A 21,233-nucleotide genomic window follows, 5' to 3' on the forward strand; every position below is an offset into this window, starting at 1 on the left:
GCAGCGGACGTCACCACTTCTTTCCCAGCAGATCCTTCAGCGCGACGTTGTCCAACATGGCGTCGGCGAGCATGCGCTTCAGCTTGGCGTTCTCATCCTCGAGCGCCCGCAGCCGTTTGGCCTCCGACACATCCATCCCGCCGAAACGGGCCTTCCACTTGTAGATGCTGGCGTCACTGACCCCGTGCTTCCGGCACAGGTCCGAGACCGGCACCCCAGCCTCGTGCTCCTTCAGGATGCCGATGATCTGCTCTTCCGTGAAGCGGCTGCGCCTCATGTCCTGGTCCTCTAAATGGGCCAGAACGAACTTCAATCTGGATTAGACAGGAGGGGCAACGTCACGTGCGCCGGCGCGAACAGCGCCGGGACGCAAGGCAACGGTAGGGCCGGTCAGCACCGTCGACCGGCGCAGCAGGGAGGACGCCGAAACGGCGTGCGGAAGGACAGGATCGGGGCGACTTGGCGTACCATAGGTTTGCGGAACACGCCTCCGTCCGGCGCGCCATACGGCGCACCCCTGAGTGGTCCAGGTTTGTCAGACGAGGGCGCTGCGCGAGGCGGCACCGTTGTCAGACGAGAGAAAACACCAGCGGCGGTTCGCACGGATGATGCGCGTCGCGGGACGGCCAGACCGGTCGGCGGCAAGGGGCAGCCACAGCCAAGTAGACGGGAGCATACAACGCCGGGCAATCAGCTCGGCGACCAGGACCGGCGGCAGGGCGAGATCGACGCGCAAGGTGAAGAGCGGGCAATGGGGAACGGCGCGCACTCCCAGCCAATTGCTTCCCCAATGCCCAGCCATTCCCAGAACCCCGCAGGGATCATGGCATCGGCAGCAGCGCTTGCACAGGGTTAAAAGACCCTTGAGCGGCCCCTTGGACATTACGTCCAAGTCCGCGTAGCAGCGTTATGCAGGCGGTGATCAGCAGGGAAACGGGAGGCGCAAGGCGCCTCCCTGCCGTAGCTGTCACGCCGCGTCGTAAAGCCGACGCTCGAACAGCGGGGTGCCGCGCAGGCCATGCAGCGCCTTGGCGGCGGCCAGCACGGCGAGGTCGACCAGCGGCTCGACGATGATCACCAGCATGTAGGCGGCGCCGAACGTGCCGATCGACGCCGCGTTCTCGACCGTAAGCCCGTGGCCGTAGAGGGCCCAGAACGCCACCCAGACAACGATTCCGGCCTGGTAGGTGGTCGAAAGTGCCAGCGCCTGCCTGTACGTGATCTCCACATAGGGCGTGTTCGGCTGGACCAGTCGGGAGGACAGTGAGGCCAGTGCGAACAACGGCACCAGCAGGGTGGTGACGTTCATGCCGTATTGCGGCAGGTCGAACGGCGCGAAGAACACGCCCTGGATCGCGAGGCCGGCGGCAAGGCCGATGGCGGCGGGCGCCACGCCGAAGATGAGGAACAGCGTCGAGCCGAGGATGAGATGCACCTCCGACACGCCGACCGGATGGTGCGGCAGAACCTCGAAGAAGCCGAAGACGAGTGCCGTGGTGGCGAGGCTGCGGGCGATGAGCGAGACGACGCCGCGCTCGGCCACGGCGTCGGCCGCCAGCTTGAGCGTGTAGGCGCCGGCACCGGCCGCCGTCACGTAGCTGAGCCAGATCTTTCCTTCGGCCACAAGGCCGGGTTCGATATGCATGATGTTCTCCTGCGCCGTCTCACCCGACGGCACGTGTTGGATTTGTCATCCATGGCCGGTCTCCTGACTTGCGGGTCACAGCATGCCTTCCGCCTTCCCGGTCCGCGCCCGAGGGCGTGGTCCAGTGGCACAGTGGAAGGCCGCTCACCGCTTACAGTCGCGGGGGCGGTCGGGGCTTCGGGCGAGGGACCTCGCGGTCCTCGTGCCCTACCCCGTTCCCGTTTCATCCGGAAAGGTTTCCCCTCCGGACACCATGGAGAATCGATGGGTGCATCGACACCATGCATAAAACAGCGGGCTGTCACCTTACGCAAGCGGCGCTGATGTCGGCGGCGACGGGAGACACGGGCTCCGCCATTTTCACCGCGCGGCTCGCGGTCTATGCTGGCGCCATGTGCGCGGCCGAGGCCATCCTGCCGATGCGCCGGCCGCCGGCCCGCTCCTGAAAGGGGAAAGCCGCCATGCCCCACCTCGTTCGCTTCCTGATCCGTCACGCGCTGATCGGCGTCGGCCTCGGCGCCCTCTTCGTCGGCACGCTGGTGCTGCTGGACGTGGCGCGGCTCGGCACGCTGATGACGCAGTCCTCGTCCGGCCTCATCGCGCTGATCGTGCTGATTTGCGCGGTAGGCATCACCTTCGGCAGCGTGCAGATGGGGTTCGCCATCATGCTGATGGGCGATGACGAGGAGACCCCCGGCAAGGGCCGCCGGGCGCGGGCGCACGCCGCCCTGATGAAGCCGGTACTGGCGCGCATCCGATCCCGCAGCGGAGCCACCGGGCATGAGTTCCATCGCTCCCGACACCTGTAGCGGCGGGCGAGGGCGCCCGTTATCTGCGGGGACGCCCTGGGCACCGGCTGGACGGGCGCCCCACCTCGCTGAAGAACCTCGAAGCGGAGCGGATCCACGAGACGCTGGTGGAGGCCGACTTCAACATCTCCGAGACCGCGCGGCGGCTCGGCGCACCGGCGCACGCTGGCGCGCTGGCTGGAGAAGCGGCAGGTGAAGTGAAGGGCGCCGCGCGTTCAGCCCTTCAGCCGGTACAGCCCGACATCGATGGCGCCGGCGCGGAAGCCGCCTTCGCAATAGGAGAGGTAATATTCCCACAACCGCCGGAAATCGGTGTCGAATCCAAGCGGCTCGATCTGGGGCCAGGCGCTGAGGAAGCGGGCACGCCAGGCGCTGAGCGTCTGCGCATAGCCCTCGCCGAAGCACTGGGTTTCCACCAGTTCGAGCCCGGCCTGCCGGGCGTGCTCGGCGATATGCGCCTTGGTCGGCAGCATGCCGCCTGGGAAGATGTGGCGCTGGATGAAATCGGTGTTGCGGCGATAGGCTTGGAAGCGGTCCTCGGCGATGGTGATGACCTGCAGCACCGCCGTGCCGCCCTCATTCAGGCAGGCACGCAGCTTGGCGAAATAGGTCGGCCAATAGGCTTCGCCCACTGCCTCCAGCATTTCGATCGAGACGACGCGGTCGTAGCGCTCGGCGACGTCGCGATAATCCTGCAGCCGCAGATCGGTGCGCCCCTCAAGGGCGGGATCGGCGGCGAGCATTTCCTGCGCATAGGCAAGCTGCTCGCGCGAGAGGGTGATGCCGGTGACCTGCGTGCCCGCCCGCGCCAGCGCGGCGGCGAGCGCGCCCCAGCCGCAGCCGATCTCCAGCACGCTCTGGCCGGGCTGAACCTCCAGCATGTCGACGATATGGGCGAGGCGGGCCTGCTGCGCGGCCTCCAGCGTCTGGCCGGGCGCGACGCGGATGGCGGAGGAATAGCTCATGCCCGCATCCAGCCACGCTTGGTAGAACGCGTTGCCGAGGTCGTAGTGGAACGAGATGTTGCGGCGGCTGCCGGTACGGGAGTTGCGGCGCAGCCCATGCCGCAGACGGTTCCACAGCCGCACCGGCGGCAATGCGTCGATGCGGCCGGCGAGAACGGGCAGGTTGTGGGCGGCCAGCTCGATGAGGGCCGGCAGGTCCGGGCTCGACCAGTCGCCGGCGATGAAGGCATCGGAAAAGGCGATGTCGCCCCCCGTGACCAGCCGGCGCAGCGCGCGCCAGCGGTGCAGCACCAGCGTTGCCTCCGGCCCGGAACGGCCCCCGCGCCCGATGAGCCGGCGGCCCTCCGGCGTCACCACGATGAGGCTGCCCACCGCAAGCTGGCGCAGCAGCCGCGCCAGCACGGCCTCGCGCCAGCCATGGCGCACGCTCCTGGCACCGGCGCGCGCCGCCGGCGATTCGAGGGTGTCGGGCACGTCGGTCGGGAGATGGGCGAGAGTATCGGCGTCACGCGGCATACGGCTCTTTCCTCAGGGTCGGTGCGCGGGCGAAATGCTGACGGGCGAATCGGGTGCTTTCGGGCGCGGGCGCAGGCCGATGCCCTTGGCCCATATCCTCAACGCCTCCCAATGGATTCCGGCGATCACTTTAAGCGTCAACAGCGGATAACTTAGCATGACCCGCAAAAGCTGGCGGTCGTTCAAGGGGCGGCGCGTGGCGGTCTGCACCGCGCTCAGCACCGGCCCCTGCGCATCGCTGGCCAGGATGGCGATGCGCAGGCCCTGGCCGGGCGGGGTGATGCGGAAGGAATAGGTCAGGCCCATATCCATGAAGGGCGAGACATAGAACCGCTTCTCCGCCTTCTGGCGCAGGGGTGCCGTCTCGTTCGCGCCGACCGGGATCAGGTAGGAATGGCGCTGGCCGAAGGTGTTGTTGACCTCGTAGAGCAGCGCGATCAGCGAACCGTCGCGGCGGTAGCAGAAATACACGCTCAGCGGGTTGAAGGCGTAGCCGAACAGGCGCGGCAGGGTGAGCAGCCGGATCGCCCCGCCATCGGGCTCCAGCCCGGCATCGGCGAGCAGGTGCTCGACCTGCGCCTTCAGCGGCCCGGCCTCGGGATCGGCGTAGTCGCGGTCGTGGAAGCTGAACACGTTGAAGCGGTTGCGGGAGAACAGGCGCAGCCTGGCGTCCAGCCCGGCGATCTCGTCGAGATCGAGCAGCAGCGAGAACAGGCGATAGGCCAGCCGGTGACGGCGCGGCTTCAGCCGCACATGCATCACCTCGCCGGCATAGAGCGCCGAGGCCTCGCTCATGCGACAAGCTCCGCCAGGGGCTGCACCGCCGCGTCGCGCGGCAATGCGATGCGGCCGGATTCGTCTGCCACCGTCCATGGACGCCGTACTCCACCCAGCGCCTCGGCCACCGCGAGCCCGGCCTGCAGCCCATCCTCGTGGAAGCCGGCGCCGAAATAGGCCCCACAGTACCACATCCCGCCTTCGCCCTGCAGCGACCAGAGCCGCTGCTGCGCCGCCATCGCGCCGCTGTCGAACAGCGGGTGCTCATAGCTCGCGCGGTAGAACACCTTGTCGTCGGCGGGCGGCTCCACCGGGTTGAGCGTGACGAAGAGCGGGTTGCTGTCGGGGATATCCTGCAGACGGTTCATCCAATAGGTGACGCACAGCTTTTCCCCGGCACGCCGGTCGGCGAGGTAGTTCCACGCCGCCCAGGCCGCCCGGCGCCGCGGCATCAGTTGGGGATCGGCATGCAACACCGCCTCGTTGCGGCTGTAGCGGAAGGCACCGAGCAGGTCGTGCTCGCGCGCGGTCGGCGCCTCCAGAAGCGCGAGGGCCTGGTCGGCATGGGTGGCGATGACGACATGGTCGAAAGGCCGTTCATGGCCGGACGCGTCGGTCACGCTGACCCCGCCGGCGCTGCGGCGCACCGCGCGCACAGGGCCGCCAGCGACGACGCGGCCGCCAAAAGCCTCGCGCAGGCGGGCGACATAGCAGCGACTGCCGCCGGTCACGGTTCGCCACACCGGGCGATCGGTCAGCTGGAGCAGGCCGTGATTATCGCAGAAGCGGACAAAGGCCGCGACCGGGTAGCGCCCGACGTCGGCGGCCGGGGTCGACCAGATCGCCGCCGCCATCGGGTACAGGTGATCGTGACGGAACGCCGCGCCATAGCGATGGGCGTCGAGATAGGCCTCGAGGCTCTGGTCGCCCATGGTGGCGAGATGGCGCGGCGCGTTGCGGTAGAAGCGCAGCAGGTCGGCCAGCATCGAGCCGAAGCGGGGCGAGGCCAGGTTGCGGGGCTGGGCGAACAGGCCGCGCAGCCCCGAGCCGGAATATTCCAGCCGGCCGCCATCCAGCGACACCGCGAAGGACATGTCCGAGGCGTTCGTCATCACGCCGAGATGAGCGAACAGCGCGGTGAGATTGGGATAGGTCTTTTCATTATAGACGATGAAGCCGGTATCGACCGCAACGCCCTGCGCCTCCACCGTGTTGGAATGGCCGCCGAGCCGGTCCTCGGCCTCGAACAGCGTCACGTCGTGGGCCTTGGACAGCAGCCAGGCCGCGGACAGCCCGGAGATGCCGGCGCCGATCACGGCGATGGTTTGCGCCGCGCCGGGCACGAAGTCCTGACGAATGTTCATGGAGCGAAAAATCCAGACGGTGGAGCCGGAAGCGAAGGTTGTCTAATGTGTACGCCACCGGCACGGCGCTGGATCACTCGCGAGCGGAATGATCCAGCGGCAGAGCCGGTGCGTAGAAGGGTGCATGAATGCCTCGCTCGAACATGTCCGGCCCACGGAGCCACGCGCAACTTCGCCCCAGCGGCGGAGGCCGGAGGTGACGCGTCTCATGAAAGATGATGGCGTGCCGGATGGCGCGGAGCTGGCGCGGCTGATCGACAAGGTCGCCACGGAACGCGACCGCCAAGCCTATGCCCGTCTCTACAGCTATTTCGCCCCGCGCCTGAATGCCTTTCTGCGGAAATCCGGCCTGCCGCCCAACACGTCAGAGGAGATCGCCCAGGAGGTGATGCTCTCGGTCTGGCGCAAAGCGTCCTATTTCGACCCGACGCGGGCCGGGGCGGCGACGTGGATCTTCACCATCGCCCGCAATCTGCGGATCGACCATCTGCGGCGGATCAGGACCGCCGCCGCCGGCGAAGACGAGCAGGGTGAGGTCGAAACCGCCCCGTCGGGGGAAACGCTGCTGCTGACGGCCGAGCGCGAGGCGCGGGTGCGCGAGGCGCTGAAGACCCTTTCCGACGAACAGGCTACCGTGCTGCGCCTCTCCTTCTTCAGCGAAAAAGCGCATTCGGAGATCGCCCGCGAGCTCGGCCTGCCGCTCGGCACCGTCAAATCCCGCGTGCGCCTTGCCCTTGGGCGGCTGCGCGTTCTGCTGGAAGGCCAATCATGACGATCCGTCATCACGCGACCGACGAAACACTGATGCGCTATGCCGCCGGGCAACTGCCCGCCGGGCCGGCGCGGGTGCTCGCGGTCCATCTTGCCGGCTGCCCGTGCTGCCGTTCGCGCCTCGGCGAGTTCGAGGCGGTGGGCGGGGCGCTGCTGGAGGCGATGCCCCCCGCCCCCATGGCGCCGGACGCGTTTGCCGCCGCGCTGCGCGCGATCGACGCGCAACCGCAGCCGCTCGCCACTGCGCCGCTCGCGCGCGCCCGCACGAAGCCGGACGCCCCGGTGACACTGCCCGGTGGCGCGCCCCTGCCCGCCGCGCTGCGCGATTGCGAGATCGGTCCCTGGCGCTGGATCGGCCTCGGCGTGCGCGCGAGCACGGTGAGGCTGCCGGAGGATCGGCAGGCGCGGCTGACGCTGCTGCGTGTCGGGCCGGGCCGCAAGCTGCCCGAGCACGGCCATGTCGGCACCGAGTTTACCCAGGTGATTTCCGGCTCCTTCTCCGACGGCTATGGCCGCTACGGGCCCGGCGATCTGAGCGAGATGGACCAGGAGATCGAGCACCAGCCGATCGTCGACCCCGAAGGCGAGTGCATCTGTCTCGCCGCGCTGGAGGGCAGCATGCGGCTGAACGGCTTCTTCGGCCGGCTCGTCCAGCCCTTCGTCCGGCTCTAGGCATGCGCGCGGCGCTGCTGCTCGCCTTCGCCCTGTTGATGATGGCACCCGCCCGCGCTGCCGAAGGCCCCGTTGCCCTGCTCAATGCGCTGGCGCGGCTTGAGCCGGTGCGCGTTACCGAAGACCTTGCTTATGCCGACGGCGCCCGGCATCGGCTCGACGTCTACGCGCCGGTGTCGGGCGTTACGAAGGGCCTGCCGGTGGTGGTGTTCTTCTATGGCGGCAGCTGGGATTCCGGCGAGCGGTCCATGTACCGTTTTGTTGGCTCGGCGCTGGCGAGCCGGGGCATGGTCGTGGTCATTGCCGACTACCGGCTCTATCCGCAGGTGCGCTTTCCGGCCTTTGTTGAGGATGGCGCGCGGGCGGTGCGCTGGGCGCGCGACAATGCGAGTGCCTATGGCGGCGCCCCTTCCCGCCTCGTGCTCATGGGCCATTCGGCCGGCGCCCAGATCGCCGCGATGCTGGCCTTTGACCGGCAATGGCTGGGCAAGGTGCGACTCGATCCTCGGCGCGATGTCGCCGGGCTGGTGGGACTTGCCGGACCCTATGATTTCCTGCCGCTGAAAAGCGCCACGCTGAAAGACATCTTCGGTCCGCCGGCCGGGCGCGGGCGCAGCCAGCCGATCAACTTCGTCACCGGCGAGGCGCCGCCCGCCTTTCTCGCCACCGGCGCCCGCGACACCACCGTCGATCCCGGCAACAGCACGCGCCTCGCTGCGCGCATCCGCGCCGAGGGCGGCGAGGCGAACCTCAAAGTGTATAAAAGGGCGGACCATCGGCTGATCATCGGCGCGTTCTCCCCGCCGTTGCGCCTCATTGCCCCGGTGCTGGACGATGTGACCGGCTTTGTCGGGCGGGTGACGGCGCCGGAGACGAGCCGATGATGCTGCTCGCCTCCTTCGCCGCCCTGGCCCTCGGCCTCTGCCTCGCCATGGCGGGCGCGTGGTGGGCGGCCGAGCGCAGCGGCAATCATGGCTGGGTGGATACGGTGTGGTCTTATTCCACCGGCGTCGCCGGGGTGGCGGCCGCTCTGCTGCCGTTGGGCGACGAGCCTTGGGCGCCGCGCCAGTGGCTTGTGACGGCGCTGGTGGCGCTGTGGTCGGCGCGGCTGGGCACGCATATCCTGCAGCGCACGCTGCAGGGCCATGACGATCCGCGCTATGCCGATCTGCGCCGGCAATGGGGCGCGTCGGCCTCGCAAAGGCTGTTCCTGTTCCTGCAGGTCCAGGCATTGGCCGGGCTGGTGCTGGTCGTCGCCGTGGCGGCGGCGGCGCATAACCCGCTGCCGTTCTGGCGGGCGGGCGACGGGCTAGGGGTGGCGCTGTTCCTCGGCGCGGTGGCCGGCGCGGCGATCGCGGATCGACAGCTGGCGCGCTTCCGCGCCGATCCGGAAAATCGGGGGCGGGTGTGCGATGCGGGACTGTGGGGCCTGACGCGCCACCCCAATTACTTCTTCGAGTGGCTTGGCTGGACCGCCTATCCCGCCATCGCGCTCTCGCTTGCCTATCTGCCGGGCTTGGCGGCGCTGCTCGCGCCCGCGCTGATGTATCTGCTGCTGGTGCACGCCTCCGGCATTCCGCCGACGGAAGCGCATATGCTGCGCTCCCGAGGCGAGGCGTATCGCGCCTATCAGCGCCGCGTCAACGCCTTCTGGCCGGGCTGGCCGGGTCGTTCCCCTACTCGGTGACGGCTCGGGTGATGAGCATGCCGGCCGTCGTCGCCATGGCGGTCGCGAAGGTGCCCCAGGCGAGATCGATCGCCGTCATTGCCGCCGGCCAGTTGCGCAGGGTCGCATGGTTGGTGAGGTCATAGGTGCCATAGGCGACGAGGCCGAGAAAGGCACCGAGCATCAGCGCCGTGGTCCAGCGGCCGGAGGCCAGCGCCGGCTGCACCGCGAACACCACCACGCCGGTGACATAGAGCAGATAGAACAGCACCGCCGGCGGCCAGTTCGGCTGCTCGGCCATCAGATCACCGATCAGCGGGCGATAAACGCGGTTTGCCATGAAGCCGAGCCAGAGCGCGTCGAGCGCGAGGAAGACAAGCCCGGTCGATAGGTAAGCGACGAAGAACTGCATATGCGCGCCTCTGGAGCGGTGAAGGGTGATCAGGAGGGTACGGGGCGCCGCATCGCCCGGATCAGTTCCCGCCATCGGCGGAAATAGCGCGTTCCGGACGCGGGAACGAAGTGTCACAGCCTTTGTTGTCGGCCGAGGCTTGGGACATCACGCGACGGAGACCGACATGGCTGAAAAGAACCTTGAAACCCTGTTTCACGAGACCCTGAAAGACATCTATTACGCCGAGCGCAAGATCCTGAAGGCGCTGCCGAAAATGGCCCGCGGCGCGCAGTCGCCGGAGCTCAAGGCGGCGTTCGAGAAGCACCGCGACGAGACCGAAGGCCAGATCGAGCGCCTGCAGCAGGTGTTCGAGCTGATCGGCAAGCGCCCGCAGGGCAAGACCTGCGCCGCCATCGAGGGCATCCTTGAAGAAGGTGAGGAAATCCTCGAGGAATTCAAGGGTCAGCCCGCGCTCGACGCCGGCCTCGCCGCCGCCGCGCAGGCGGTGGAGCACTATGAGATCAGCCGCTACGGCACGCTGAAGCGCTGGGCGCAGGTGCTCGGCATGAAGGAGGCCGTCAAGCTGCTGGACGCCACGCTGAAGGAAGAGTCGATGACCGACGACGCCCTCACCAAGCTGGCCGACCAGGTCGCCAACCAGAAGGCGCTCAAGGCGGCGTGAGGCGGCGGAGCGGCGCGCAGACGGCACGGGATTCTGTGCCGGCAAAGCAATCCGGGCCGGCGCTCCGCGCCGGCCGATGCCCGCCGGACTAGAGACGCCCATGTTCTCGCCCATCTATGTGCGCCTCGCCCTGGGCACGCCGTCATCTGGGTCGTCAGCTCCTTCTCCGTTCTGGAGGATGAGCCCCCGCAGCAGTCTCGGCCGCCCGCTCATATCGTCGCCATGACCGCGGCCGTCTGACGGCTGGGGGTCGACGGCCTCGAAGGCGCGCGCCCGGCGAAGGGAACGGATCGCGCTTTGGCCGGTTAGTCCAGCATATGCGCTCGGCTTTACCTTTTCCGTCGCCATCAGCGATGGTTTCGGCCGGTCCTTTCCGTCCTGGGTCGGGCGCCACGCGCCCACCTCAGGTCCGAAAGGCTCGCTCATGCGCTTCCCCTTCTCCACCTTGGCCACCGCGATCCTGCTCGCGCTTGTCGGACTGTTTCTCGCCGGCGGCGGACTATGGCTCGTTAGCCTCGGCGGCAGCTGGTTCTATGCGGCACTCGGATTCGGCCTGCTGATCTGCGCGGCGCTGGTGGCACGGGCGCACCCCGCGGCACGCCTGGTGTTTGCCGCGCTCCTGGCGGCAACGCTGGGCTGGGCACTGTGGGAGGTTGGCTTCGACTGGTGGCCGCTCGCCGCGCGCGGCGGGGTGGTGGTGCTGCTCGGCCTGTGGCTGCTGACGCCATGGGCGCTGGGCGGCCTGCGCCGCTGGGACGGAACGCGGATCGCCCTCGCAGCCACGCTGCTGGTCTGCATCGGCGTCGCCGGAGCGGCGCTGCTGCGCGATCCGCACGCCATCGAGGGCCGCCTGCAGGCGCAAACCGGTGGCGCGACCGTTCCCGACGGCAATGTGCCCGACGGCGAGTGGCACCATTACGGGCGCACCCTCGCCGGCCAGCGCTACACGCCGCTGGCGCAGGTGACGCCAGAAAATGTCGGCGAGATGGAGGTGGCGTGGACCTACCGCACCGGCGACATAAGGGGGCCGGAAGATGTGGCTGAGACCACGTATCAGGTAACGCCGCTCAAGATCGGCTCGTTTCTCTACCTCTGCACCCCGCACCATATCGCCATCGCCCTCGACGCCGAAACCGGCGAGGAACGCTGGCGCTTCGATGCCAATGACGGCCTCGATCCCAACCGCCAGCACCAGACCTGCCGCGGCCTTTCCTATTATCGCGATCCCAGCGTGATCGAGACCGATCTCACGGCCGCCCCCGCCTGCACGGCACGGGTCTATCTGCCCACCTCCGACGCAAGACTGATCGCGCTCGACGCCCTGACGGGAGCCATTTGCCCGGGCTTCGGTAACAACGGCACGGTGAATCTGTGGGCCAACATGCCCAACCAGCAGAGCGGCTTCTATTACTCCACCTCGCCGCCGACGATCGTGAACAACCGCCTCATCATTGGCGGCTCGGTGAACGACAATTACGATGTGAAATCGCCCTCGGGCGTCATCCGCGCCTATGACGCGCTGACCGGCGACCTTCTCTGGGCGTGGGATTCGGGTAATCCCGACCGCACCACCCCGCTCGGGCCGGACGAAACCTACACCGCCAATTCGCCCAATAGCTGGTCGGTGTTCAGCGCCGACCCCGCGCTCGGCCTCGTCTACATCCCGCTCGGCAATGCGACGCCGGACCAGTACGGTGCGAATCGCAGCCCGGCGGTGGAGCGCTTCTCCTCCTCCGTGGTGGCGCTCGACATTGCCAGTGGCGCGGTGCGCTGGGTGTTCCAGACCGTGCATCACGACCTCTGGGACATGGACGTGCCGGCGCAGCCGGTGCTGGTCGACCTCGCCACCGCGCAAGGCACCACGCCGGCGCTGGTGCAGGCGACCAAGCAGGGCGACATCTATGTGCTCGACCGGCGCAGCGGCCAGCCGATTCTCCCGGTGAACGAGGTGGCCGCACCCGACGGCGCCGTCGAGGGCGACTGGACCGCGCCGACCCAGCCGGTCTCGGCGCTGAGCTTCGCGCCCGAACCGCTGCGCGAGACGGACATGTGGGGCGCCAGCCTGCTGGACCAGCTGGCCTGCCGCATCATGTTCCGCCAGCTGCGCTATGAGGGGCGCTACACCCCGCCCTCTCTGGAAGGCACGCTGGTCTATCCCGGCAATTTCGGTACCTTCAACTGGGGCTCGGTGGCCGTCGACCCGGTGCGTCAGGTGTTGTTCGGGATGCCGACCTATCTCGCCTTCACCTCGCAGCTGGTGCCCTCGGACGAAATCGACGCCGACGAGCAGGTGAATGCCGGCGAGGCGGGGCTGAACGTGAACGCGGGCGGCGAATATGGCGTGCGCATGGGCCCCTTCGTCTCGCCGCTCGGCCTGCCCTGCCAGGCCCCGCCCTGGGGCTATGTCGCCGGGGTGGACCTGCGGACGGGCACGAAGGCCTGGATGCACAAGAACGGCACCATCCGCGATGCCGGGCCGTTCCCGTTGCCGCCCATTCCCATGGGCGTGCCCGGCATTGGCGGGCCGCTGCTCACTGCCTCGGGGGTCGCCTTCCTCGCCGCCACCATCGACGACTATCTGCGCGCCTATGACGTCGCCACCGGCACCCAGCTCTGGCAGCAGCGCCTGCCGGCGGGCGGCCAGGCGACGCCGATGAGCTATGAGGCGGGCGGGCGCCAGTTCATCGTGCAGGTGGCCGGCGGGCACGGTTCCATCGGCACCAAGGCGGGCGATTATGTGATCGCCTATACGCTGCCGCGCTAGAGCATTCTTGAACCACGTGGGCTTCCGGTTCGCGTGACGAAAATGCTTAAAAAGCAAAGACTTGGCGCACATCCGGTGAACCCGGCTCACTGGATGTGTTTTCGCGGAGCAGCCGGCGGGACGCCTGGAGAGGGGTTGCGCCGGTGCCGGCGCCAATGCTTGGATGGCGCACTCTCGGCAGGTCGCTCTCGGCTGAACATGCGGAGGGGGCGGGGGCGCCATCAATAGGATGAGTTTGCCATGGCCGCAGGGGACACACGCGAAGAACGCCACTCTCCCAACCTGGTCGGCACCGAGGACGAGCGGATCGCGCAAGCGCCCTCCGCCGGTCCGCATGTCGTGATCGTCGGCGCCGGCTTCGGCGGGCTGCAGGTGGCGCGGGGCCTCGCCGGTGCGCCGGTGACTGTGACGCTGATCGACCGGCACAATTATCACTGCTTCCAGCCGCTGCTCTACCAGGTGGCCACGGCCACGCTCTCCCCGGCCGATATCGCCTGGCCGATCCGTCACATTCTCTCCCGCCAGACCAACATCACCATGCTGATGGCCCGGGCGGAGGGCGTGGACCTCGCCCGCCGCGAGCTGCTCACCAGCGAGGGCCCGCAGCGCTTCGATTTCCTCGTCCTGGCCACGGGGGCGACGCACTCCTATTTCGGCCATGAGGAATGGGCGCGCCATGCGCCGGGGCTGAAGGATATCGAGGACGCCACCCAGCTGCGCCGGCGCATCCTGCTGGCCTTCGAGCGGGCGGAGGTCGCCTCCGATCCGGACACCCGCCGGCGGCTGCTGAGCTTCGCCATCATCGGCGGCGGGCCGACAGGGGTGGAGCTCGCCGGCTCCATCGCCGAGATTTCACGCCACGCGCTGGCGCCCGACTTCAAGCGCGTCGATCCGCGCACCGCGCGCATCCTGCTGATCGAGGCGGGCGAGCGGCTGCTGCCCGCTTTGCCGGAACGGCTTTCCGCCCATGCGCGCGAAAGGCTGGAGGCGATGGGCGTGGAGGTGCTGACGGGCCGGCCGGTCATCGACATCGGGCCCGACCATGTGACCCTTGAGGGCGGCGAGAGCCTGCCGGTCTCGACCAAGATCTGGGCGGCGGGCGTGCGCGCCTCGCCGGCAGCGCAATGGCTGGGAGCCGAGACCGACCGCGCCGGGCGGTGCCGCGTCGAACCCGATCTCAGCGTACCGGGCCAACCGGATATTTTCGTCATCGGCGACGCCGCCGCGACGACCGACGCCAAGGGAAAGCCGGTGCCCGGCATCGCCCCCGCCGCCAAGCAGATGGGCACCCATGTCGCCCGGGTGATCAAGGCGCGCCTTGCCCGCACGACGGCGCCGGGCTTCCACTACCGGCACGCCGGCGACCTCGCCACCATCGGGCGCAACGCGGCGGTGGTGAAGCTGGGGCGCTTTGAGCTGACGGGTTTCCTCGGCTGGATGTTCTGGGGGATCGTGCACGTCTATTTTCTGGTCGGCGCGCGCAACCGCATTACGGTCGCCATGTCCTGGCTGTGGAACTACCTGACCTATCAGCGCGCGGCGCGGCTGATCACCGGCGACGTCGAGCCGCCGCCCGTGCGTGAACGGGAGCAAAGTCCGGAGAGCGGGCACCCGCCGGCGTGAGCCGACCGCTGGACTCAGGCGAAGCAGCGGGCCAGCGTCGCTTCGTCGTCCAGCACCTCGAAATGCAGCACGTTTCCGGCCATGTCGGTGGGGCGGATGGAGATCCAGCGCCCGGCCTCCGTCACCAGCAAGGCGCGGCCGGCGCTTTTGGCCTCGGCAATCACCGCCACTTCGGAGCGCACCTCGCCCACCGGCCCCTGGCTCTCGAACCGGATCTCAAACCGTGCCGTGGCGGAGCCGAAGCCGCTCGTGCGCAGCCATCCCTTGGCTTGGATCGTCCTGACCATCTGCTTGGCTCACGCTGGAGACTCGGAATGATCGCACCACGTGCGCTCTACGAACACGGTGCCGCTGCGGATCAATTTCGCGCCAGAAACGCCTGTCCGCGTCGCCGAAGGCCGCGACCCTTGTTCCCCCGTCACCTGCGGCAATGCGGTTGGCCGCTGGCGGGTTCCCCTGTGCTGCAAATGAGATAGCTGGAAAAGCGCGACGCGGCCGGTCCGACGGCTGCGACAATCGCAAGGCCGACGGGGCAATGGTATCTCCGGCCCACCCGCGCGGGGTGGGCGCATGTTAGAGTTCGCTATCGTCGGTGAAGACAAGCAGGCTGGCGACTGAGAGACCACGGGGCCGTTCTCGTCGCGCTTTCGCAAACTCCAAAGCGAGGAGCCGGCGCATGCCTTTCGAGATTTCGGAGCTCACCAGCCCCTTCGCCATCGACGAGGCGCTGGCCGGCGCCGCCTATGAGCCCGAGGACGTGGAACTGCTCGACACGGCGTTCGCCCGGGCCTGCGATCAAGTCGCCGAACGGCTGGTCATCGGCGAGGGCATTCGCAGCCTTCTGGCCTTCGCAATTCTCGAAGGGGCCAAGTCCGGCCTGCGCGACCCCGAGCATCTCACCGCCTTCGCCCTGCGCGCCCTGCCCAGTTTCCGCGCGCAGGAAGAGATTCGCTAAGGCCGGGCCGCGCGATCAGCCGCCCGTTGGCTCGAAGATCGCCTTCGCCACCCGGGCATGGATGCCCCAATTGCCGTCGGCGACCTGGGTGACGCCGAAATCGACCGCCACCGACATCAGCGAAATCGCCTCATCCTCGTCCAGGCCGTAGCGTTCCATCAGGAAGTTGCGAGTGGCGCGCGAGGCGCTGCGCAGCGCCCGGCTGAGCGAGGAACGCTTGAACACTTCGGACTGGGCGTTGCGGCCGAGCTCGCGGAGATAGTTGGTGTAGCTGAAGCCGTGCAGCAGCCAGGCATCCGGCGTCTCGATGAGCGGCGCCGCCAGCCCGTTGAGAAACACCTTCTCCGTCTCACCGCGCTTGTGCAGCACGAGCCGCACCTGCCCGGTCAGCGAGCATTCGAGCGCCGTGCCGCTGATCTCGCCATCGCCCTGTGCGAGATGCGGATCACCGAGTGAGAGCAGCGCCCCCGGTACCGCCACCGGCAGATAGACCCGCGCGCCCTTCCCCGCCCGCCAATTGTCGATATTGCCGCCGAAATAACCGGGCGGCACCGAATCGACGATGTCGGTCTCGCGCGGGGCGACCGCGATGAAGCCGAGATGCGGGCGCACCGGAATGCGGGCGCCCTTCAGCACGCCTTCGCGCTTCTCGATGCGGGAATGGTCGACCGGCACGCCGGGATAGTCGATCGTCTCGTGCACGACGCCGAACGGGTCGGTCTGCGGCACCCAGCGGAAGGAATAGACCGCCTCGGCAAAGCCGCTCTCGCCAGCCGCGTCAGTGCGGTAGACGGTGATCACCTCGCGCTTGCGCGGCTCGTCGAGAATGTCGTCATGGTGGAAGCCCCAGGCGGCCGCCGCATTGGAGCCGAAGGCCTGACCCGCATAGGCGGGGTTGGCGCAGGGACGGGGGCGCAGATCGAGGATCTCCACCTCCAGCACATCGCCCGGCTCGGCGCCGTGGACGAAGATCGGCCCGGTGCAGATGTGGACGCCGAAGCCCTCGCCCGCCCCGCGCCCGAAGATCGAGGCGTTCACCGGGCCGGCGCCGCGCCGGTCCACGGCCTTGAAGTCGCGCGTCCAGCGAAAGACGCTTTCGGCGCCGGCATCAAACTGGATCATCCGCTCGGCATCGTCCGAAGCATGCTGGGTCAGGGTCTCGACCGTCACCCGCGCGCCCGAGCGCACCCGCAGCACCGGCGGAATGGTGCGCGAGAGATAGCCCCAATGCACGGTGTCGCGCGATACCGGCAGATGATGCTCGCCGGGCGATCCCGGCTCCGGCGACGTCCGTCCCGCCACGGCGCTCTCGGGCGCGGCGGCGTCCGTCCCCTCCGCGTTCGGCCCGGTGGGCGCGGCGGAGAGCGGACCCGGCCGGACCGGGCGCGAGCCCGAATGCATGGGACGGCCCCGGGTCCAGCGGGTCTCCACGGTGGAACCGGCGGACTTGCGGTATTCGCGCGGCGAGATGGCGTAGGCGGTGCTGAACACCCGGCTGAAATGCGCCTGGTCGGCAAAGCCCCAGCGAAAGCCGATCTCGGCGATCGAGCGGTCGGCATGCTGGGGATTGACCAGATCGAGCCGGCACTGCTCCAGCCGGCGGTGGCGGACATAATCGGAGAAGGAACGGTCCTGGCCTTCGAACAGGCGCTGGATATAGCGCGCCGACAGGCCCTCCGCCTTGGCGATATCCGCCACTGACAGGTCCGGCTCGCGCAGCCGCGCCTCGATCTGCCCGCAGACACGGGCGAAATGAGCGGCCTGGACCTGGGTGGCCGTGTCCTCCTCCGGCCGCGCCTCGGCCAGCAGGGCGGAGAGCACCAGCTCGGTGATGGCCGGCTCGGCCGCCATCACGTCGCCATCCTCCATCATGGCGAAGTTGGCCGCGAGGGCGCGCATCATCGGCCGGGCGGCGAGCGCGGAAATCGATTCACCCAGCACCAGGGTCGGCACGGTGGCGGCGCGGCCGAGCCGACCCACCAGCCTCTCCCGCGGCAGGCGCAGCAGCAGCAGCTCGAAATCATTGCGGAACTGAACCGAGAAGCGCGTCGCCGGATCGCAGACCCACAGATCGCCATCGGCGAATTCCGCCGCGCGGCGGCCGGAATCGGTGAGGTGGCCGCGACCATAATTGACGAAGCCGATCAGGATCTGCGGCTCGGCCTCGGCCAGAGGGACGAGATCCTGCGCTCGCGAGCGCAAAAGGGCGAAGGTGGCCTGGGTCGGCGACCGCTTGATCGACACCTCGCCGAAATGGAACACCGCGTCCTTTGGCATCCGCGCCGCCAAAGCGAGCCCGGCCAGCGTCTCGCGCCAGGCGGCCTCCTGCTTGCTGGCGGGAAAGGCGTTGATCGAAATCGGAGCGGCTCGGTTCATGCGGGCGGTCTACACGGTGGGAGGCGATTTCCGCAGTGAAGCACTTTGACGAACGGCGCACAAAAACTTGTCGCAGCCCCGTAGCCCGCCGGCGCACAAAATCGCGTCAATCGACTATATGTAATTGTTTCTACAAATTTATTTTTCCTGAGACCGGGAACACTGTAGTGCTCCTTACCCAACCGCTGCCCCCAATGGGGCATTGCCCGCACCGAAAGGCAGCGCTTCTCTAGCGCCGATCAGGACGCGCCGCAGGCACTCGGCGCCCATCGTATCAAGGGGAACAACATGGATCGCCGTGGATTTCTGGGGGCCGGTCTTGCCGGCACCGCCGCTGCCGTCACGCTCGCCGCGCCGCACGTCGCCCGTGCACAGGAGACGTTCAGCTGGAAGATGACCAACGCCTATGGTCCCGGCGCGCCCTTCTATGTCACCGGGCCGGGCAGCCCGACCTATTTCTGCGATCTGGTCGGCAAGATGTCGGGCGGGCGCCTGACCATCCAGCATTTCGCGGCCGGCGAACTGATCCCGGCGCTTGAGGGCTTCGACGCCGTGTCTTCCGGCACGGTCGAGATGAACGCCGCCAATTCCTATTTCTGGGCCGGCAAGGTGCCGGCGGCGCAGTTCTTCACCTGCGTGCCGTTCGGCCTCAACTTCCAGGGCCAGAACGCCTGGATCTACCATGGCGGCGGCCTCCAGCTGTGGGAAGAGCTCTACGACCCCTTCAACCTCGTGCCGATGCCGCTGGGCAATACCGGCGTGCAGATGTCCGGCTGGTTCCGCAAGCCGATCGAGAAGGTCGAGGACTTCAAGGGCCTGAAGATGCGCATCCCGGGCCTGGCCGGAAAGGTCTATGCCCAGCTCGGCGTCGACGTGAAGCTGCTGCCCGGCGGCGAAATCTTCCCGGCGCTGGAACGCGGCGTGATCGACGCCGCCGAGTTCGTCGGCCCCTATCAGGATCGCCGGCTGGGCCTGCAGAAGGCCGCCAAGTACTACTACACCACCGGCTGGCACGAGCCGAGCAACGTCACCGAGCTGATCGTCAACAAGATTGCCTGGAACTCGCTTCCGGACGATCTCAAGGAAATCGTCCGCGCCGCCGCCGCCGCCTGCAACGTCATCAGCCACACCTGGTGCGAGGCGACCAATGGCGAGGCGATGACTGACCTCGTGAAGAACCAGGGCGTGATCGCCGGCCCCTACCCGACGCCTGTCGTTGACAAGCTGCGCGAGGTGACGGCCACCACGCTGCAGCAGCTCGCCGACTCCGACCCGAAGATCAAGAAGGTCTACGACTCCTTCAGCAAGTTCGCGGCGGAGCACAGCCAGTGGGCCGGCTTGTCGGAAGCGGTGTACCAGACCCAGATCCGCAGGGGCTCATGAGCGGCACGCTTGAAAAGATCGCCCGCGGCCTCGACGCCATCGTCGAGGCCTGCGGCTGGGTCGCGGCGTGGACGGGCTTCGCGCTCGTCCTCGTCATGGCCGGCAATGTGTTGATGCGCTACGTCTTCAGCACCGGCTCGGTGGCGATGCAGGAGCTGGAATGGCACCTGATGGCACCGCTGACGCTGCTGTGCATCGCCTACACGATCAAGCATGAAGGCCATGTGCGGGTGGACATCTTCTATGCCCGCCTGCCCCGGCGCGTGCGCCAGTCGATCGACCTGTTCTCGGCGCTGTGCGTGGTGGCGCTGTCGGTCATCGTGATCGTGCTGTCCTGGCGCTATGTGATGCAGTCCTACCGCATCGCCGAGGGTTCGCCCGACCCCGGCGGACTGCCCTACCGTTTCATCATCAAGGCGATGATCCCGGCCGGCTTCGCGCTGCTGCTCCTCCAGAGCCTCGCTGCAAGCCTGCGTGCGCTGATCCCCTTCCTCGGCGGTGAGGCTGAGCCTCCCGCGCAGGTGCCTGCCAATGCCCGTCAATGAAATCCTGGCGATCGCCTGCATCGCCTCCTTCTTCGTCATGCTGCTCATCGGTGTGCCGGTGGCGCTCACACTGGCGATCAGCGGCTTCTTCTTCGGCTGGCTCGGCTTCGGCACCACGTTGTTCGCCTTGCTGCCGGCCCGCATCTATGGCGTCACCGCCAATTACACGCTGATCGCCATCCCGCTCTTCGTGTTCATGGGCGTGATGCTGGAGAAGTCGCGGCTCGCCGACGAGCTGATGGAGGTGATCGGCCATCTCTCGGGCAGCCTGCGCGGCGGCATGGGGCTGGGCATTGTGCTGGTCGGCATGCTGATGGGCGCCACCACAGGCATTGTCGGCGCGACCATCGTCACGCTCGGCCTGCTCACTTTGCCCACCCTGCTGCGGCGCGGCTATGACCGCAGCCTGTCCTGCGGCGCCATCTGCGCCTCCGGCACGCTCGGCCAGCTCATTCCGCCCTCGACCATCCTCATCCTGCTCGCCGACATTCTCGGCGAATCGGTCGGCACTCTGTTCGCCGCCGCCCTCATGCCGGGGCTGCTGCTCACCGGCATCTTCTGCGCCTATATGCTGCTCGTCGGCGTCATCTGGCCTGAAAAGGTGCCGGCCATTCCGCTCGCCGAGCGCCAGGCGATGCCGCGCCGGCAGCTCTGGCTGACGGCGCTGAAAGTCGGCCTACCGCCGATCGGCCTCGTGCTCGCCGTGCTCGGCTCTATCATCGGCGGCATCGCCGCGCCGACGGAAGCCGCCAGCATGGGCGCGCTCGGCTCCATCCTCGTCGCCGCCTTTGCCGGACGTTTCACCCTGCGCACCCTGATCGACACGGTGCAGACCACGGCGCGCATCACCGCGATGATGTTCTTCGTGCTGATCTGCTCGCAGGTCTTCGCGCTGGCCTTCCGTGGGCTGGGCGGCGAGCGGCTGGTGCATGACGCCTTCTCGATGGTGCCCGGCGGCACCGACGGCATTCTCATCTTCATGCTGCTGATCATCTTCGTGCTCGGCTTCTTCATCGAGTGGATCGAGATCAGCTACATCGTGGTGCCGATGTTCCTGCCGCTCATGCAGGCGGCCGGCGTCGACCTGATCTGGGCCGCGGCGCTGATCGCCACCGTGCTGCAGACCTCCTTCCTCACCCCGCCCTTCGGCTGGGCGCTGTTTTACCTGCGCGGCGTGGCGCCGCCTGAAGTGACGACCGGCGACATCTATCGCGGCGTGCTTCCCTTCATCGGTCTTCAGATCTGTGCCGTGGCGCTGGTCTTCACCTTCCCGGCGGTAGCGACCTGGCTGCCGAAGGCGATCGGCTGGTAGCCGGAGTTTACGTG

At 68.0% G+C, this 21,233-nt stretch carries 19 protein-coding genes, 2 pseudogenes and 1 riboswitch; of the genes and pseudogenes, 13 read left to right on the forward strand and 8 right to left on the reverse strand.

What is annotated here, in order from left to right:
* Window positions 1-16: 16 nt before the first annotated feature.
* Together BLO63_RS17325 and BLO63_RS17330 are read right to left on the reverse strand one after the other, a co-directional pair.
* Window positions 17-277, reverse strand: a pseudogene (locus BLO63_RS17325) (transposase); the annotation flags it as partial.
* 690 nt (window positions 278-967) lie between these two features.
* The gene (locus BLO63_RS17330; RefSeq protein ID WP_091443175.1) at window positions 968-1,645 is read right to left on the reverse strand and encodes an energy-coupling factor ABC transporter permease; all 678 of its coding nucleotides are present in this window, start codon (window positions 1,643-1,645) and stop codon (window positions 968-970) included.
* 36 nt (window positions 1,646-1,681) lie between these two features.
* Window positions 1,682-1,916, reverse strand: a riboswitch (cobalamin riboswitch).
* Window positions 1,917-2,106: 190 nt separating this feature from the next.
* Here BLO63_RS17330 and BLO63_RS17335 point away from each other — a divergent pair.
* Window positions 2,107-2,454: a hypothetical protein gene (locus BLO63_RS17335; protein ID WP_091443177.1), complete on the forward strand. Its 348-nt coding sequence runs from the start codon at window positions 2,107-2,109 to the stop codon at window positions 2,452-2,454.
* Between the two features lie 47 nt (window positions 2,455-2,501).
* Window positions 2,502-2,655 (forward strand): annotated as a pseudogene (locus tag BLO63_RS21360) (helix-turn-helix domain-containing protein); the annotation flags it as partial.
* A gap of 14 nt (window positions 2,656-2,669) precedes the next feature.
* Here the strand turns inward: BLO63_RS21360 and BLO63_RS17345 are convergent.
* Genes BLO63_RS17345 through BLO63_RS17355 form a run of 3 tightly spaced genes read right to left on the reverse strand, consistent with a single transcriptional unit; the run spans window position 2,670 to window position 6,076 of the window.
* Window positions 2,670-3,935 (reverse strand): SAM-dependent methyltransferase, encoded by a 1,266-nt coding sequence (locus BLO63_RS17345; RefSeq protein WP_091443178.1) that lies wholly within the window; start codon window positions 3,933-3,935, stop codon window positions 2,670-2,672.
* Between the two features lie 12 nt (window positions 3,936-3,947).
* A complete protein-coding gene (locus tag BLO63_RS17350; RefSeq protein ID WP_091443179.1) occupies window positions 3,948-4,730 on the reverse strand; it encodes a DUF1365 domain-containing protein in 783 nt (260 codons plus the stop codon).
* The gene (locus BLO63_RS17355; protein ID WP_091443180.1) at window positions 4,727-6,076 is read right to left on the reverse strand and encodes an NAD(P)/FAD-dependent oxidoreductase; all 1,350 of its coding nucleotides are present in this window, start codon (window positions 6,074-6,076) and stop codon (window positions 4,727-4,729) included. The genes BLO63_RS17350 and BLO63_RS17355 overlap by 4 nt, the downstream gene beginning before the upstream one ends.
* Before the next feature lie 208 nt (window positions 6,077-6,284).
* On the opposite strand from BLO63_RS17355, the gene BLO63_RS17360 reads away from it, so the two are divergent.
* Genes BLO63_RS17360 through BLO63_RS17375 form a run of 4 tightly spaced genes read left to right on the forward strand, consistent with a single transcriptional unit; the run spans window position 6,285 to window position 9,206 of the window.
* On the forward strand, window positions 6,285-6,848 hold the full coding sequence (locus BLO63_RS17360; protein ID WP_091443181.1) for a sigma-70 family RNA polymerase sigma factor: 564 nt from the start codon (window positions 6,285-6,287) through the stop codon (window positions 6,846-6,848).
* A complete protein-coding gene (locus BLO63_RS17365; protein ID WP_091443183.1) occupies window positions 6,845-7,519 on the forward strand; it encodes a ChrR family anti-sigma-E factor in 675 nt (224 codons plus the stop codon). The genes BLO63_RS17360 and BLO63_RS17365 overlap by 4 nt, the downstream gene beginning before the upstream one ends.
* Before the next feature lie 2 nt (window positions 7,520-7,521).
* Window positions 7,522-8,403 carry an alpha/beta hydrolase gene (locus BLO63_RS17370; RefSeq protein WP_091443185.1) on the forward strand — a complete coding sequence of 294 codons (882 nt, stop codon included), beginning with the start codon at window positions 7,522-7,524 and terminating at the stop codon, window positions 8,401-8,403.
* Window positions 8,400-9,206 carry a DUF1295 domain-containing protein gene (locus BLO63_RS17375; protein WP_091443187.1) on the forward strand — a complete coding sequence of 269 codons (807 nt, stop codon included), beginning with the start codon at window positions 8,400-8,402 and terminating at the stop codon, window positions 9,204-9,206. The genes BLO63_RS17370 and BLO63_RS17375 overlap by 4 nt, the downstream gene beginning before the upstream one ends.
* On the opposite strand, the gene BLO63_RS17380 is transcribed toward BLO63_RS17375, so the two are convergent.
* Window positions 9,196-9,597, reverse strand: coding sequence for a DUF2177 family protein (locus BLO63_RS17380; protein ID WP_091443189.1), 402 nt, complete (start codon window positions 9,595-9,597; stop codon window positions 9,196-9,198). The two genes, BLO63_RS17375 and BLO63_RS17380, sit on opposite strands and share 11 nt — an antisense overlap.
* A gap of 166 nt (window positions 9,598-9,763) precedes the next feature.
* Between BLO63_RS17380 and BLO63_RS17385 the strand changes: the two genes are divergently transcribed.
* The 3 genes from BLO63_RS17385 to BLO63_RS17395 all read left to right on the forward strand — a co-directional run bounded on the left by BLO63_RS17385 (window position 9,764) and on the right by BLO63_RS17395 (window position 14,648).
* Window positions 9,764-10,261: a YciE/YciF ferroxidase family protein gene (locus BLO63_RS17385; RefSeq protein WP_091443191.1), complete on the forward strand. Its 498-nt coding sequence runs from the start codon at window positions 9,764-9,766 to the stop codon at window positions 10,259-10,261.
* Window positions 10,262-10,685: 424 nt separating this feature from the next.
* A complete protein-coding gene (locus BLO63_RS17390) occupies window positions 10,686-13,025 on the forward strand; it encodes a glucose/quinate/shikimate family membrane-bound PQQ-dependent dehydrogenase (RefSeq protein WP_091443193.1) in 2,340 nt (779 codons plus the stop codon).
* 240 nt (window positions 13,026-13,265) lie between these two features.
* On the forward strand, window positions 13,266-14,648 hold the full coding sequence (locus tag BLO63_RS17395; RefSeq protein ID WP_091443195.1) for an NAD(P)/FAD-dependent oxidoreductase: 1,383 nt from the start codon (window positions 13,266-13,268) through the stop codon (window positions 14,646-14,648).
* A 14-nt stretch (window positions 14,649-14,662) separates the two neighbouring features.
* Here BLO63_RS17395 and BLO63_RS17400 read toward each other — a convergent pair whose 3' ends face one another.
* Window positions 14,663-14,935 (reverse strand): hypothetical protein, encoded by a 273-nt coding sequence (locus BLO63_RS17400; RefSeq protein WP_091443199.1) that lies wholly within the window; start codon window positions 14,933-14,935, stop codon window positions 14,663-14,665.
* Between the two features lie 389 nt (window positions 14,936-15,324).
* Between BLO63_RS17400 and BLO63_RS17405 the strand changes: the two genes are divergently transcribed.
* Entirely contained in the window at window positions 15,325-15,603 is a 279-nt protein-coding gene (locus BLO63_RS17405) for a hypothetical protein (protein ID WP_091443202.1), read from the forward strand.
* Window positions 15,604-15,618: 15 nt separating this feature from the next.
* On the opposite strand, the gene BLO63_RS17410 is transcribed toward BLO63_RS17405, so the two are convergent.
* Window positions 15,619-17,979 carry an acetamidase/formamidase family protein gene (locus tag BLO63_RS17410; RefSeq protein ID WP_091443206.1) on the reverse strand — a complete coding sequence of 787 codons (2,361 nt, stop codon included), beginning with the start codon at window positions 17,977-17,979 and terminating at the stop codon, window positions 15,619-15,621.
* Window positions 17,980-18,267: 288 nt separating this feature from the next.
* Here BLO63_RS17410 and BLO63_RS17415 point away from each other — a divergent pair, with 288 nt between their 5' ends.
* From BLO63_RS17415 to BLO63_RS17425, 3 genes are read left to right on the forward strand one after another with little or no spacing between them, the layout of a single operon-like run.
* A complete protein-coding gene (locus BLO63_RS17415; protein ID WP_091443210.1) occupies window positions 18,268-19,362 on the forward strand; it encodes a TRAP transporter substrate-binding protein in 1,095 nt (364 codons plus the stop codon).
* The gene (locus tag BLO63_RS17420; protein ID WP_091443214.1) at window positions 19,359-19,907 is read left to right on the forward strand and encodes a TRAP transporter small permease subunit; all 549 of its coding nucleotides are present in this window, start codon (window positions 19,359-19,361) and stop codon (window positions 19,905-19,907) included. The genes BLO63_RS17415 and BLO63_RS17420 overlap by 4 nt, the downstream gene beginning before the upstream one ends.
* Window positions 19,894-21,219, forward strand: coding sequence for a TRAP transporter large permease (locus tag BLO63_RS17425; RefSeq protein ID WP_091443216.1), 1,326 nt, complete (start codon window positions 19,894-19,896; stop codon window positions 21,217-21,219). Before BLO63_RS17420 ends, BLO63_RS17425 begins: the two co-directional genes overlap by 14 nt.
* Window positions 21,220-21,233 lie beyond the last annotated feature (14 nt).

This window comes from Ancylobacter rudongensis, assembly GCF_900100155.1.
Taxonomy (GTDB): Bacteria; Pseudomonadota; Alphaproteobacteria; order Rhizobiales; family Xanthobacteraceae; genus Ancylobacter; species Ancylobacter rudongensis.

Bases quoted from the DNA above. Each gene is read 5' to 3' on its own strand.
- BLO63_RS17330 (WP_091443175.1), bottom strand. From the start codon at position 1,645: ATGCATATCGAACCCGGCCTTGTGGCCGAAGGAAAGATCTGGCTCAGC.
- BLO63_RS17335 (WP_091443177.1), top strand. From the start codon at position 2,107: ATGCCCCACCTCGTTCGCTTCCTGATCCGTCACGCGCTGATCGGCGTC.
- BLO63_RS17345 (WP_091443178.1), bottom strand. From the start codon at position 3,935: ATGCCGCGTGACGCCGATACTCTCGCCCATCTCCCGACCGACGTGCCC.
- BLO63_RS17350 (WP_091443179.1), bottom strand. From the start codon at position 4,730: ATGAGCGAGGCCTCGGCGCTCTATGCCGGCGAGGTGATGCATGTGCGG.
- BLO63_RS17355 (WP_091443180.1), bottom strand. From the start codon at position 6,076: ATGAACATTCGTCAGGACTTCGTGCCCGGCGCGGCGCAAACCATCGCC.
- BLO63_RS17360 (WP_091443181.1), top strand. From the start codon at position 6,285: ATGAAAGATGATGGCGTGCCGGATGGCGCGGAGCTGGCGCGGCTGATC.
- BLO63_RS17365 (WP_091443183.1), top strand. From the start codon at position 6,845: ATGACGATCCGTCATCACGCGACCGACGAAACACTGATGCGCTATGCC.
- BLO63_RS17370 (WP_091443185.1), top strand. From the start codon at position 7,522: ATGCGCGCGGCGCTGCTGCTCGCCTTCGCCCTGTTGATGATGGCACCC.
- BLO63_RS17375 (WP_091443187.1), top strand. From the start codon at position 8,400: ATGATGCTGCTCGCCTCCTTCGCCGCCCTGGCCCTCGGCCTCTGCCTC.
- BLO63_RS17380 (WP_091443189.1), bottom strand. From the start codon at position 9,597: ATGCAGTTCTTCGTCGCTTACCTATCGACCGGGCTTGTCTTCCTCGCG.
- BLO63_RS17385 (WP_091443191.1), top strand. From the start codon at position 9,764: ATGGCTGAAAAGAACCTTGAAACCCTGTTTCACGAGACCCTGAAAGAC.
- BLO63_RS17390 (WP_091443193.1), top strand. From the start codon at position 10,686: ATGCGCTTCCCCTTCTCCACCTTGGCCACCGCGATCCTGCTCGCGCTT.
- BLO63_RS17395 (WP_091443195.1), top strand. From the start codon at position 13,266: ATGGCCGCAGGGGACACACGCGAAGAACGCCACTCTCCCAACCTGGTC.
- BLO63_RS17400 (WP_091443199.1), bottom strand. From the start codon at position 14,935: ATGGTCAGGACGATCCAAGCCAAGGGATGGCTGCGCACGAGCGGCTTC.
- BLO63_RS17405 (WP_091443202.1), top strand. From the start codon at position 15,325: ATGCCTTTCGAGATTTCGGAGCTCACCAGCCCCTTCGCCATCGACGAG.
- BLO63_RS17410 (WP_091443206.1), bottom strand. From the start codon at position 17,979: ATGAACCGAGCCGCTCCGATTTCGATCAACGCCTTTCCCGCCAGCAAG.
- BLO63_RS17415 (WP_091443210.1), top strand. From the start codon at position 18,268: ATGGATCGCCGTGGATTTCTGGGGGCCGGTCTTGCCGGCACCGCCGCT.
- BLO63_RS17420 (WP_091443214.1), top strand. From the start codon at position 19,359: ATGAGCGGCACGCTTGAAAAGATCGCCCGCGGCCTCGACGCCATCGTC.
- BLO63_RS17425 (WP_091443216.1), top strand. From the start codon at position 19,894: ATGCCCGTCAATGAAATCCTGGCGATCGCCTGCATCGCCTCCTTCTTC.